This is a genomic window from Aneurinibacillus sp. XH2, from assembly GCF_001439585.2.
GTDB classification, from domain to species: domain Bacteria; phylum Bacillota; class Bacilli; order Aneurinibacillales; family Aneurinibacillaceae; genus Aneurinibacillus; species Aneurinibacillus thermoaerophilus.
This window is the reverse complement of sequence record NZ_CP014140.1, coordinates 758,749-771,232: the sequence shown is the minus strand read 5'-3', so window position 1 is coordinate 771,232 and position 12,484 is coordinate 758,749. Positions and strand designations below refer to the sequence as shown.

General features: G+C 46.6%; 12 protein-coding genes. 6 read left to right on the top strand and 6 right to left on the bottom strand.

All coding sequences use genetic code 11. The features are described from left to right. Window positions 1-106: 106 nt before the first annotated feature. Window positions 107-700 (bottom strand): fatty acid metabolism transcriptional regulator FadR, encoded by a 594-nt coding sequence (locus tag ACH33_RS03760; protein WP_057897815.1) that lies wholly within the window; start codon window positions 698-700, stop codon window positions 107-109. Window positions 701-911: 211 nt separating this feature from the next. Between ACH33_RS03760 and ACH33_RS03755 the strand changes: the two genes are divergently transcribed. The 4 genes from ACH33_RS03755 to ACH33_RS03740 are packed head-to-tail and all read left to right on the top strand — an operon-like array spanning window position 912 to window position 3,774. Further along, window positions 912-2,309, top strand: a complete 1,398-nt coding sequence (locus ACH33_RS03755) for a cbb3-type cytochrome c oxidase subunit I (RefSeq protein WP_057897814.1) — start codon at window positions 912-914, stop codon at window positions 2,307-2,309. A gap of 20 nt (window positions 2,310-2,329) precedes the next feature. Next, the gene (locus tag ACH33_RS03750) at window positions 2,330-2,839 is read left to right on the top strand and encodes a cbb3-type cytochrome c oxidase subunit II (protein WP_057897813.1); all 510 of its coding nucleotides are present in this window, start codon (window positions 2,330-2,332) and stop codon (window positions 2,837-2,839) included. A gap of 12 nt (window positions 2,840-2,851) precedes the next feature. Further along, window positions 2,852-3,274: a c-type cytochrome gene (locus ACH33_RS03745; protein ID WP_057897812.1), complete on the top strand. Its 423-nt coding sequence runs from the start codon at window positions 2,852-2,854 to the stop codon at window positions 3,272-3,274. 11 nt (window positions 3,275-3,285) lie between these two features. Then, window positions 3,286-3,774 carry a hypothetical protein gene (locus ACH33_RS03740; protein WP_057897811.1) on the top strand — a complete coding sequence of 163 codons (489 nt, stop codon included), beginning with the start codon at window positions 3,286-3,288 and terminating at the stop codon, window positions 3,772-3,774. A gap of 43 nt (window positions 3,775-3,817) precedes the next feature. On the opposite strand, the gene putP is transcribed toward ACH33_RS03740, so the two are convergent. From putP to pruA, 3 genes are all read right to left on the bottom strand, one after another. Then, entirely contained in the window at window positions 3,818-5,281 is a 1,464-nt protein-coding gene (gene putP, locus ACH33_RS03735) for a sodium/proline symporter PutP (protein ID WP_057897810.1), read from the bottom strand. 64 nt (window positions 5,282-5,345) lie between these two features. Continuing rightward, entirely contained in the window at window positions 5,346-6,266 is a 921-nt protein-coding gene (locus ACH33_RS03730; protein WP_057900234.1) for a proline dehydrogenase family protein, read from the bottom strand. A gap of 92 nt (window positions 6,267-6,358) precedes the next feature. Further along, window positions 6,359-7,909, bottom strand: a complete 1,551-nt coding sequence (gene pruA, locus ACH33_RS03725) for an L-glutamate gamma-semialdehyde dehydrogenase (protein WP_057897809.1) — start codon at window positions 7,907-7,909, stop codon at window positions 6,359-6,361. 422 nt (window positions 7,910-8,331) lie between these two features. Here pruA and csaB point away from each other — a divergent pair, with 422 nt between their 5' ends. Together csaB and ACH33_RS19060 are read left to right on the top strand one after the other, a co-directional pair. Further along, a complete protein-coding gene (gene csaB / locus ACH33_RS03720; RefSeq protein WP_057897808.1) occupies window positions 8,332-9,438 on the top strand; it encodes a polysaccharide pyruvyl transferase CsaB in 1,107 nt (368 codons plus the stop codon). A gap of 136 nt (window positions 9,439-9,574) precedes the next feature. Beyond that, window positions 9,575-9,886, top strand: a complete 312-nt coding sequence (locus ACH33_RS19060) for a hypothetical protein (protein ID WP_091260929.1) — start codon at window positions 9,575-9,577, stop codon at window positions 9,884-9,886. Here the strand turns inward: ACH33_RS19060 and ACH33_RS03715 are convergent. Both ACH33_RS03715 and murJ read right to left on the bottom strand, forming a co-directional pair. Next, complete coding sequence (locus tag ACH33_RS03715; protein WP_057897807.1) at window positions 9,801-10,718, bottom strand: SDR family oxidoreductase; 918 nt, start codon at window positions 10,716-10,718, stop codon at window positions 9,801-9,803. The genes ACH33_RS19060 and ACH33_RS03715 overlap by 86 nt on opposite strands. Window positions 10,719-10,724: 6 nt before the next feature. Further along, a complete protein-coding gene (gene murJ / locus ACH33_RS03710; RefSeq protein ID WP_057897806.1) occupies window positions 10,725-12,311 on the bottom strand; it encodes a murein biosynthesis integral membrane protein MurJ in 1,587 nt (528 codons plus the stop codon). Window positions 12,312-12,484 lie beyond the last annotated feature (173 nt).

Below are 12,484 nucleotides of genomic sequence, written 5' to 3'. Positions count from 1 at the left end.
AATGTTGCTGAACCACTCCATCATTCGTTATTTTTCTATACATTCACTTATTCATGAATTATAATAATCTTTCGTAAAATAAGCCATTCGGCTGCTTTGTATCATTTCACTGTTTTTCTACTTTTAATCCGTTAATAAATAAGTTGTGAATCGGCTCAACAAGTGATACAAGGTTATATTTCCTGTCGTTCATTACCCAAGACGTAACCGCTTCATCCAGCGTGCCAAAGATCATCTTGCGCGCTACCCGATGCTCCACATTTTCCCGAAATACTCCCTGTTCCTTGCCAAGAAAAATCACTTCATCAATAAGTTTTAGGTATTCCTTAAGCGCCTGATTAATTCCAGCCCGTACCACAGGATCGGACTGGCGCAGTTCAATTTGGGTTACAATGGCCCAGTCGCGATTTTGCGACATTTGCCAAAGATGCATATAAATCAGTTCCCGCAGGCGATCATCGGCTCTTTCCAGCAATTCAATACGCTCGCGCGTCGCCTGAACAAAGGCGCCCATTTTTTCCTTAAATAAAGAAACAAGCACATCGGCTTTGTTGTCAAAATACAGATAAATCGTTCCATCGGCAACGGACGCTTCGCGCGCAATCTTCGATACCTGCGCCTGGTGGTAGCCGTGCTGTGCAATGACTTTTACCGCAGCTTCAATAATATTCTGATATTTCTCTCCTGTTTTCTTCGCCATATAGCTTCCCTCAAATCCAAGATGAATGAGCATTCACTCGAGTTTAGTTTATTCAAAAAAATTAGCATTGTCAATATTTATCGAGGGGAAATGTATGGCTTTTATATATATTTTGACATCTTCTTGTTTTCTCCTTCTTCTCAGAATATTTTTCTTTGCTCAGGAAATACTTAACATGATTTCATCTTGTTGTTACGGAAAGGAGATTGTTATGGCAGCCATTACAAGTGACGAGAATAAAGCGGTTCGCTTCTTTTTCTATTCTTCACTCGCCTGGCTGATTGTCGGAATGATTATCGGCTTGATTCTGGCAATCAAATACGTCTGGCCAGACTTTCTTGTTTGGGGAGCATTCCTGCAAAAGTATCTTTCCTATGGACGCATCCGTCCGGTGCATACGCATATCTTGATCTTCGGTTGGCTGTCGATGGCGTATGTGGCCGGTCTACTCTACGTTATTCCACAACTTACGCGCAAATCGCTGGAACACCCGCGCTTCGTGCGCTCTCTTGGTATTCTATGGAATGTATACATGATATTGGCTATTATTACTCTTTCCATGGGATACACAACCACCATCGAATATGCAGAAACGGTATGGCCGCTCGATCTGCTCCTCATTGTGTTGGTCGCAGGCATCACTTACGCTTGCTTCAAAACCATCGCCAAAAGAAACGAAAAACAATTGTATGTCAGCCTTTGGTATTTTATGGGGTCGTTAATTTGGCTCCCGTTCCTTTATATCATCGGTAACATTGTGACTTACTTTATTTCGGGAGTGCCGCAGGCGCTGGCCGGCTGGTTTTACGGCCATAACATCATCGGACTGTGGTTGACGACCGTAGGAGTTGGCTTTATCTACTATCTGCTTCCTTTACTATCCAAAAATCCGCTCTACAGCCACAAACTCTCGCTGATCGGATTCTGGACCATTGCCACCTTCTACGTGTGGAACGGGCCGCATCATCTGCAAAATGGTCCCATTCCAGCCTGGCTTATGAAAGCCGGTGTTGTCCCGTCCGTACTGCTTATTATTCCAGTATGGACAGTGCTGGCAAACGTATTCGGAACGATGAAAGGAAAGTGGCATGTAATCTCAGAAAACGTACCGTTAAAGTTCGTCGTAACCGGTGCGATTTTCTATCTCATTACCTGTCTACAGGGACCTTTTCAATCACTCATGCAACCAAGCGCCATTCTAAAGTTTACAAACTGGATTATCGGACATGCCCATATGCCGCTGTTTGCCGCCTTCTCTTTCGTACTCTTCGCGTTATTCTATTATGCGCTACCAACGCTGACAGGGCGCAAAATCTACAGCCAGGCGCTCATGAACTGGCACTTCTGGCTTTCCGTCATCGGCTTTCTCATTTTCGCATTTACCACGTGGACCGCAGGTGTCATGCAAGGGTTTGCCTGGGCGGAAGGCAAACAATATGGTGTTCCGTTCCTTGAAGTCGTTATCTCCTTACAACCCTTTTCCATCGCGAGGACAATCGGCGGAGCGCTTATGTTTACCGGTCAGCTTATTTTCATTTATAATGTGCGCCGTTCGCTGAAAGATGGACAACTATTATCACTTGAAGAAAAGTCAAGCTCTACCGCCTAAAAAAGGGAAGGAGAAAAGCGATGAGCGGACAAAGCAAAGAACGATCCATGAAACCTTTTGTTGTCGGCGCCTCCCTCCTGTTTTTTATCGGGGTGGTCGCCACCGTAATCCTCCCGTTCTACGATGAAGTCATGCAACGGGAAAACGCCAACGCCAAAATAAAAAATTATGCAATTCATTCTCCGGAGTACAGGGGTAGGCAAGTGTATATCCGCGAAGGATGTCACGTCTGCCACACCCAGTTTGTCCGGCCGGTTAAAGCCGATTCTTCGCTCGGACCTGTATCCGTGCCAGAAGACTACTACCATGATTACCCGCACCTGCTGGGAACCGTGCGTACCGGGTCAGATTTAACATGGGTAGGCACACGTTGGAATGAACAATGGCACCGTGTCCACCTGCGCAATCCGCGTCAGGTGTTCCCTGGAAGCACGATGCCGAGCTACAATTACCTGTCTGATCAAGATACCGAAGATTTAATCGCTTATCTAATGAGCCTAAAACCAGCGCCTTCCACAGAAGGACGCTAGGAGGTAGAAGCAATGGATGAAGAACGCCACGAAGAAAAGAAAACGACGAATCAAGAACCTCTTGAAGAAGTTGCGGGGATTCGTATGGCGAATGCCCGGGTACCGCGCTTTCTCGTCTTTACGTATATCGCGCTCGCCGTCTGGGCGATTGGTTATTCGGTTCTGGCCCAACCGGTAAACGAGCGCACGGAAGATACAGCTGGCAACAAACCTGTGGATGGAAAAGTCATTGTCCAGCAACACTGTCTCGGTTGTCATCATCTAACGAAAGAACGACTCGTTGGGCCTGGATTGGAGGGAGTAGGAAAGCGCCTTCCCGGCGAAAAACTAACCGAAGTGTTATTAAACGGGCGGGGAGCCATGCCGTCCCTCCCCAATCAGGGATTGGATAGCGAACAGATTAAAGCCGTAGAAAAATATTTACGCACACTGTAAGGAGGAACAACGTGAAACCTCATATTATTGCTGTTTTTAACCTTCCAGAAGAGGCGGAACGTGCCTTTCATGCTCTGCAAGGATACGTAAAAAAAGATGAAATTTCGTTTTTGAGAAAAACGGATAATACCGAGACCAGTACTGGAGACGCGAGCGCTGATCCTATAGTGGACGGCGTTGTCTGGGGCTCTTCTATTGGAGGAGCCGCCGGACTTGCCTTTGGCATGGGTTCCCTTTTTATTCCCGGCATCGGTCCGGTCATCGCGGCAGGCCCGCTTCTTTCTTTACTGGCCGGCGCTGCGTCTGGCGGAGTGATCGGCGGGTTGGCAGATATGGGGGTTAACACATATACATCGGAACGAATCCATACGCACATTGATAAAGGAAAAGTGATTCTTATTACGCAAGTAAGCAAACCCGAATTACGCGGTCCGATTACCCATCTGCTGGAGCAATACGGTGCGGTTGAAATTCACGAAGAGCCCGTCAATGAGAACTAAAAAATAGCCTCCTTCTGACGAAAGGCAGAAGGAGGCTTATGCATCATGCCGATTTTCTGCATTGCTCAAATTGTTCTTCTAGCTTTGCCGATGGTTTTGCGGTCAGCAGGCTAACGACGATAATAGCCAGCAGGCTTGCCGCAAAGCCCGGAATCATCTCATACAGCGCTTTTGAAAGCTCCGGGAAACGGGTCCAGATAATTACGGTGGCAGCACCTGCAATCATACCGGCTAATGCCCCCCACTTGTTCATACGCTTCCAATACAGACTTAGCAAAATTACCGGACCAAACGAAGCACCAAACCCGGCCCACGCATAACCGACAAGTGCCAGAATCGTGCTATTTTTCGTGTACGACAGCGCTAAAGCGATCAGTGCGACCAATAACACGGACAAGCGTCCAATGAAAACAAGTTCTTTGTCCGTTGCAGAACGGCGGAAAAATGTTTTATAAATATCCTCCGTCAGCGAACTGGATGTTACAAGAAGCTGAGAGGAGATCGTGCTCATAACAGCTGCAAGAATCGCCGCCAACAAAAATCCTGTAATAATCGGATGGAACAAAATATGACCAAGTTGAATAAATACGGTTTCCGGGTCTTTCAATTCCAACCCCTTGTTTGAATAGAAAGCGATTCCAAAAAATCCAGTAAACATGGCACCGACAACGGAAAAAATCATCCAGCCCATTCCGATTCTTCTGGCTTTTTTCATTTCTTTTACGGAAGAAATGGCCATAAAGCGGACAATAATATGCGGTTGACCGAAGTAGCCCAATCCCCAAGCGAATAAAGAAACAATACCGAGGAACGTCGTTCCTTGAAATAAGTCAAGCAGCTTCGGATCAACGGAGTGAATTTCAGAAAACGTGCTTCCTATGCCTCCTGTATGGAAAATCGTTACGGCAGGCACAAGAATCAACGCGATAAACATAATCAACCCCTGCACAAAGTCGGTCCAGCTAACTGCAAGAAAACCGCCAAACAACGTATAGGCAACTATAACGCCGCCAACAATCCAGAGTCCGACGTGATAGTCGAGATTAAACGAGTTCTGGAAAAGCACCGCACCTGATACGAGACCGGAAGATACGTAAAATGTGAAAAAGATCATAATAACAAGACCTGATACAAGGCGCAGCATGTTTGACTTGTCATCGAAGCGGTTTTCCAAAAACTCTGGAATCGTAATCGAGTTGTTAGCAATTTCCGTATACGTGCGTAAACGGGGAGCCACATACAACCAGTTAACATACGCGCCAAGCGTAAGTCCGATAACAATCCAGGAAGCGCTGAGTCCCTGGGCGAACATCGCACCGGGAAGTCCCATCATTAACCAGCCGCTCATGTCGGATGCGCCTGCGGAAAGCGCTGTGACCGCTGGCCCCAGCTTCCTTCCGCCAAGCATATAATCCGACAGGTTGGATGTGCGCTTGTACGCGTAATAACCAATACACAACATACCTACCATATACACAATAATAGAAAGTAATAATTGCTTGTCCATTGTTGATCCCCCCGTCGTAATTATTTTTTACGGATGTGCCACCTTTACTTTTATTCTATTTCTATTATTTTGAAACCATGCCTTTTAGCACAAAAGCTACGTTTGCAGGACGTTCCGCCAGGCGGCGCATAAAGTATCCATACCAGTCGTTACCATACGGCACATACACACGCATTTTATATCCCTCCTGAGCAAGCTCAATCTGAGATTGCGTGCGAATTCCATATAGCATTTGGAACTCAAACTGATCGCGTGGAATGTTATATTCTTTTACCAGTTGCTTCGTGTACGAAATAATCTGGTCGTCATGGGAAGCAATCGCCGTATAGCTGCCGTTTAGCAGATGCTTCTTAATAATCTTTTTGTAGTTTTCATCGACATCTTTTTTGTCCGGATAAGCAACCTCTGGCGATTCTTTATACGCGCCTTTTACGAGGCGCAATGAAACCCCTTTCAAATCTTCGATATCTTTTTCTGTACGATACAAATATGCTTGAATTACCGTACCTACATTATCATACTCTTGACGCAGCTCTTTTAGCAAATCCAATGTTTGCTGGCAATGGCCGTAATCTTCCATATCAATGCGGACAAAATTGCCATACTTCTTCGCTGTGTACAAAATGCGGTGCATATTGCGACGGCACAAATCTAGATCAATATCCAGACCAATCTGTGTTAATTTCAATGAGAGGTTGCTGTCCACGCCCGCTTCATGAATCGCTTCCAGCGTTTTTACACAATAGTCTGCTGCTTCAATTGCCTCTTCGCGGCTAAATACAAATTCGCCCAGATGATCAAGCGTACATACAAGGCCTTTATTGTTTAAATCGCGCACTTTATTAATCGCCTCACGAATCGTCTCACCCGCTACGAAACGGCTAGCGCCAAAACGCAACCCCCATTTTTTAGCAGCCTGATTTAATGGTTTATTTTGTGAAAGAAAAAGGAAAAAATTTTTCATTGCTGTTTCTACTATAGCCATAAGGTGTTCCTTCCTTTCTTTTTTCTTCATCTTTGAAATTTTGAGGGAGCCTGGAGCGTCAAGCGACACTCCAGACCTTCTCTGCTATTCCGTTACAGCACTTCAGAAATAAGCTTCGGCTGCGTGAACTGCAACAGGTAGTCCGGGCCGCCCGCCTTGGAATCCGTACCGGACATATTGAAGCCACCGAACGGATGCACGCCAACGATCGCGCCTGTGCATTTACGGTTAATGTACAGGTTGCCCACATGGAACTCAGCACGCGCCCGCGCCATATGTTCACGGTTGCGGGTGAACACCGAACCCGTCAGACCGTATTCCGTATTGTTCGCCACTTCCAGCGCATGGTCGAAGTCGCGCACTTTTGTGAACGCCACAAACGGGCCGAAAATTTCTTCCTGCATGATCCGCGCGTTCGGAGCCACATCCGCGAAGATGGTCGGCTCGATGAAGTACCCTTCATCCCCCGCCGGCTTGCCGCCCAGCACCAGCCGGCCTTCTTGCTTGCCAATTTCCACGTATTCCATCACTTTGTTGAACGCTTTCTCATCGATCACCGGGCCCGTGTAATTGGATGCATCGCGGACATCGCCCACCTTCAGACCTTTCGTGATTTCCACCACACGGTTTAACACGGTCTCATATACATCCTCATGCACAATCGCACGCGAGCATGCGGAACACTTCTGGCCAGAAAAACCAAATGCAGACGCCACAATGTTTTGTGCCGCCAGCTCCAGGTCGGCGTCTTTGTCGACGATGATGGCGTCTTTTCCGCCCATTTCGGCAACAAGGCGCTTCATCCAGATTTGACCCGGCTTCACTTTAGACGAACGTTCATGAATGCGCAGGCCCACCGCGCGAGAACCCGTAAAGCTAATGAAGCGTGTTTTCGGGTGATCAACCAGGTAATCACCAATCACTTCCGGACGGCCTGGCAGGAAGTTGACCACGCCCACCGGAAGACCGGCTTCCACCAGCAGTTCATAAAACTTATAAGCAATCACAGGCGTTTGGCTGGCCGGCTTCAGGATCACGGTATTTCCTGTTACAATCGCGGACGTTGTCATTCCTACCACAATCGCCAGCGCAAAGTTCCACGGCGGAATAATAAAGCCAACGCCAAGCGGAATGTAGTCCAGATGGTTGTCTTCGCCCGGAAGATGGACGAGCGTCTGACGGCCACGGTCTTGCAGTTCGATCATTTGTCGGCCATAGTATTCCATAAAATCGATCGCTTCCGCTGTATCAGCGTCCGCCTCCGCGCGGCTTTTGCCGGCTTCGAGCATCAACCAGGCGGAGAATTCATGCTTTCTGCGGCGCAGGATGGCTGCGGCTTTGAAAAGATACCCCGCACGTTCTTCGGCCGGAACGCGAGACCATGTTTTGAACGTTTCCCATGCTGCGTTCATCGCTTTATCGGCCAGCGCCTGATCGGCAGCGGCTACGCGGCCAATTACCTCATGTTTGGCGGACGGGTTTATCGATACGATTTTGTCTTCGGTCATGATTTCCTCGCCGCCGATCACGAGCGGATAGTCGCGGCCAAGCTCAGCCGATACTTTCTCCAGCGCTTTGTTAATCGCTTTCATATTCTGTTCATCAGCGAAATTGGTAAACGGTTCAGGACGATATGGAATCATCGGAACAACCTCCTGTTGTGTAATCCTTCCAGATTTTATGTTTGATTCAAAATGAGTTCATTCTACTTTTGTTTGTATTGCAACAAGCATGCCAAAATTAAAATTACTTTCTTCATTCAAATTTTTTTCACTTAACTGTTAAATAAGTGTTAAAAAATATACAAATATGTAAATCGAATAGCATTTAATTTAAACAATTATGTAAACCTATTCCCTTTTCCTCCCCGTTCCATTGGAGACAATAACTTTCTTTCTAATTAGCAACCTGTTATACTAAAGTGTACATGTTTTATATGCATCCGATTCAATATATCAACATCCTTTTGTGGTTTGGGAGAAACGCTTCCCACACTACGATACAAATATCTAAATACATATTAAAAAGTGATGTATATAGTTCGGTTTGAAAGAAGGTCACTTTCATGGCAAGAATACTTATTTCAGGGTACTACGGATTTGACAACGCTGGGGACGACACGGTGTTGTACGGAATTATTACATCCCTTACAAAACATATGCCTGACGCGCAGCTTGCCGTCCTATCAAATACGCCGGCTGAAACACAGGCCCTGTTTGGAATCCCAGCATTTAACCGCTGGCGAATGAGCGCGATTATTCAACAATTGAAAAAATCCGATCTTCTTGTCATGGGAGGCGGGAGCCTGTTACAAGATGCAACAAGTCCCCGCAGCGTCATCTATTATCTCGGAATCGTCATGATGGCGAAAATGCTTGGAAAACCAGTCATTTTCTACGCGCAAGGAATCGGACCTATCACGCGGGCCATCAGCAAGCGATTGATCCGTGCGATTGTAAACCGTGTCGACGTCATTACGGTACGTGATGAACAATCGGGAGAAGATTTGAAATCGTTCGGAGTCGTCAAAGCCCCGATATATGTCACAGCGGACCCGGCAGTAACCATTAACCCCAGCCAGGTGGATACATCATTCGGACAAAATATAATTAAAAAGTATAAACCCGGCACTACCAAACCCGTAATGGCTATCTCGGTACGCGCTTGGAAGAATGAGCAACAATATAAAACCGCCATTGCCCGTTTCGCTGATGAAGCGCTGCGCAGGGGATGGGAAGTGTTTTTTCTTCCGATGCAGAATCCTGCCGACTTGGCTCCTTCAGCAGATATTATTAGACTAATGGAGGAACCAGGCGCTGTATTGATTGAAGAAAAAATGAATTTCAAGCAAATTTTTAGCTTTATTGGCGCGTCTCAGTTCGTGCTCGGAATGAGGCTCCACTCGGTCATTTTGGCCGCGGTCATGAACATTCCATTTGCAGGAATTTCTTATGACCCGAAGATGGATCGTTTTGTGCAACGCCTTGGTATGGAATCAGCGGGTCACATTAAGGGTTTGGAATACGAAACTCTGCTGGCTAATGTAGAACCTTTGCTAAATGACTTGACAGGCACACAAGAAAAAATCCGCCGCAATATTGGAGCTCTTATACAGGAAGCGGAGAAAAGTAGCCTCCTTGCCGTGGAACTTCTAAAACGGCGGCACAAGTAAAAATATGTCGAATGCAAGCGCGAAATTTCACTTCTTTTGCCTGTTTACCACTACTTTTGTAAGACGGGCAGGAATCAGCCAAAAAACAAAGAATTCCCCCTTCACATAGCAGTTTACCTGTGAAGGGGGAATTTTTATGAAGAAGTATGACCAGGCCAATGTGCAGATTTTGTTCGACCTGTTTTCCTGGAAAAAACGCGCCGGCGAAATCATTCGCTTCGAAATCACCGCGCGCGGCCGTTATTGGATCATTTCCTTTGTTTCCTGCAGCACGACATCATCCCACGAGCATCGGTTTGCAAGCTTTATAGGCGACAGCCATGATGAACTGTACACCTGGGCGCTTAATCTTCTGACCGAATTTACTTTGACATTTGATAAAAATGCAGCGTCTTTTCCAACCCCTGTCGCAGTGAATATTGAGGCTTCCAACCAAGCTTTTCTGTAGCTTTTGTATTATCCAAATAACTGTTCACAATATCGCCTTCGCGCGGGGCCTTGTATTTAACCGCGAGCGTCGTGCCAAGCACCTCGTTCATAAGTTGAATAAGCTGATTTACGCTTGTTTCCTGATTCGTGCTAATATTGAGGATTTCGTTATCTCCCCCAGCCAGAGCCATAATATTGGCTCTGGCTACGTCTTGTACGTACACAAAATCCCGCGTCTGTTCCCCGTCGCCAAATACAACTAATTCCTGGCCGGCCAGCGCACGGTCCACAAAAATGGATACAACGCCCCCTTCCCCTTTCGGATCCTGTCTTTCCCCGTATACATTCGCATAGCGGAACGCCGTATATGTTAGGCCATACAAATGGCGATATACATCAAGATAAAATTCTGGCACATACTTGGATACACCATACGGCGACAACGGATGTTTCGGATGTGCCTCATCGATCCCCATGTATTGTGGCTCCCCGTATACAGCCGCAGATGATGCGTATACAAATTTTCGAACGCCATACTGACGTGCCGCTTCCAGCAAATTGACCGTACCGACAATATTGGTCATTGCGTCTCCTACCGCATTTTTTACCGATACAGGAACAGAACTTTGCGCCGCCTGGTGAATGACAAAGTCCGGCTTTTCATTTTTAAAAACCTGTTGTATATCCGGTGACGCGATATTCATTTCATAGAATGCAGCCTGAGGGTTAAGCTGCATTTTTTTTCCTGTCGACAAGTCGTCGATGACGCATACCTCATACCCAGCCTCTAACGCCTGATCAACAATATGGGAACCAATAAAACCGGCCCCGCCCGTTATCAACACTTTCATTTTCTATTATCCCCTTTTTCTTTTTACTATTTTTCCAGAAAAACGTCCAATAATTTGTACTGCCAGCGGTTCGCGCATCATAACAAGCGTCGCGAAAAACACGCCTGCTCCCGCCGCAATCAAAAAGATAATATACATTTTTTGAACCCAAACTCCTTGAAACACAAGCAAAGAAGTCGCTGCATACAAACCAACTCCCATTACCGCAGCGGCAACCACCGTTTTCCCTGCCGTCATCCAAAACTCGCGTTGTACAAACGAGCCGATAGACCTGCGCAAAAAGAATGCAAGCAACAGCATGTTGGCTAACGAGCCGAGCGATGTGCCAAGCGCTACCCCTCCATGACTAAGATACGGAATCAACGCAAGGCTAAAAACAACATTGATGATAATACCCACAACGGCAGCGATAACCGTAATTTTCGTGTTTTCCATCGCATAAAATGCGCGGGTCAATAAATCGCGCACCGCCAGGAAAAACAGTCCTATTCCCATATATAACAGCGCCGTAGCCGTCAATTCAATGGACTGCAGATTAAATTCTCCGCGAGGCCCCGTGTAAAAAAGAAGCGAAACCAGTTCGTCCGGAATGATGGCCATCGCGACAGTAACCGGAACCAACAAAATAAACAAATACCGCATCCCTTCGGTAATGGACTGTTTCATCTTGTCTAATTCGCCTTTAGTAAAATATTCAACAAGATAAGGGTATATCGGTAGCGTAAACGCCGCAACAAAAATTGCCATCGGAAGCTGGTAAATCGTATTAGCATATCCAAGCGCCGCCACGCGTCCCGGGCCCAGTCCGGAGGCAAGCACCGGATAAATAAACGTATATACTTGCGTGATCAATGAGCCAAGCATGATTGGAAGAAATCGTTCACCGATTTTCTTCATTTCCTCGTCTTTCCAGCGGAAATCTGGTACAAACGAATACTGCTCTTTTTTGATGGAATATGCCATGGATAAGGCCGCGAACAAGAAGCCGAGCGTCGTGCCAATGGCTACACCATAAATATCGTAAAACGGAACGAACAACAGGTACGCCGCGCACACCACCACAGAGTTCACAACCGTGCTCATCTGTGGAATAAAAAATTGCTGATGCGCGTTCAACGTTGCCTGAAACACGCCAATGAGCGCGATAAATACGGCAGAAGGCCACATCATCTGAAGCATCCTCGTTCCCATTTCCAATTGCTGAGCGCGCTGCTCGGGCGTAATCGCTTCAGAGTTTTGCTGCATAAACGTCATTACCTGCATAATCTCGCGCGAAAATAGCATGCCGAACACCATAATGACAAAGTAAATCAGCGTAGTTACGGTCAACATTTTGCGGAACAGCGCCTGCGCTTCTTCCCGCCTGTTCTCAACCAGCATGCTTTTAACCGAAGGAACGAAAATGGCGTTTAATGCCCCTGGCACGAATAAGAAAATCATCGTTGGAATCGCGAACGCATATCGATAAGCGTCCACCGCGAAGCTGGTGCCAAAATGATAAGCGAGCAACGTTTCGCGAAGCAAGCCGACGACCCGCCCCACAAGCGTGACAATGATAATTACTGCTGCCGAGCGAAGTACGGTTTGTGCCATATGTACATATTCTCCTCACTACCTTCAATCTGTCTTATATCGCTTCCACATAAAAACACGGCTTCTTTCATACTATACCTGAATTGTGAAAAATCAACCCTCTTACATTGAACATCCTGCCACAGATGCGATATAATTGATACGATTTCATCGTTTAGCATGATGTTTTTAGT

Excerpts from the sequence above, each read along its gene's own strand:
- ACH33_RS03760 (WP_057897815.1), bottom strand. The coding sequence starts at position 700 with ATGGCGAAGAAAACAGGAGAGAAATATCAGAATATTATTGAAGCTGCG.
- ACH33_RS03755 (WP_057897814.1), top strand. The coding sequence starts at position 912 with ATGGCAGCCATTACAAGTGACGAGAATAAAGCGGTTCGCTTCTTTTTC.
- ACH33_RS03750 (WP_057897813.1), top strand. The coding sequence starts at position 2,330 with ATGAGCGGACAAAGCAAAGAACGATCCATGAAACCTTTTGTTGTCGGC.
- ACH33_RS03745 (WP_057897812.1), top strand. The coding sequence starts at position 2,852 with ATGGATGAAGAACGCCACGAAGAAAAGAAAACGACGAATCAAGAACCT.
- putP (WP_057897810.1), bottom strand. The coding sequence starts at position 5,281 with ATGGACAAGCAATTATTACTTTCTATTATTGTGTATATGGTAGGTATG.
- ACH33_RS03730 (WP_057900234.1), bottom strand. The coding sequence starts at position 6,266 with ATGGCTATAGTAGAAACAGCAATGAAAAATTTTTTCCTTTTTCTTTCA.
- pruA (WP_057897809.1), bottom strand. The coding sequence starts at position 7,909 with ATGATTCCATATCGTCCTGAACCGTTTACCAATTTCGCTGATGAACAG.
- csaB (WP_057897808.1), top strand. The coding sequence starts at position 8,332 with ATGGCAAGAATACTTATTTCAGGGTACTACGGATTTGACAACGCTGGG.
- ACH33_RS19060 (WP_091260929.1), top strand. The coding sequence starts at position 9,575 with ATGAAGAAGTATGACCAGGCCAATGTGCAGATTTTGTTCGACCTGTTT.
- ACH33_RS03715 (WP_057897807.1), bottom strand. The coding sequence starts at position 10,718 with ATGAAAGTGTTGATAACGGGCGGGGCCGGTTTTATTGGTTCCCATATT.
- murJ (WP_057897806.1), bottom strand. The coding sequence starts at position 12,311 with ATGGCACAAACCGTACTTCGCTCGGCAGCAGTAATTATCATTGTCACG.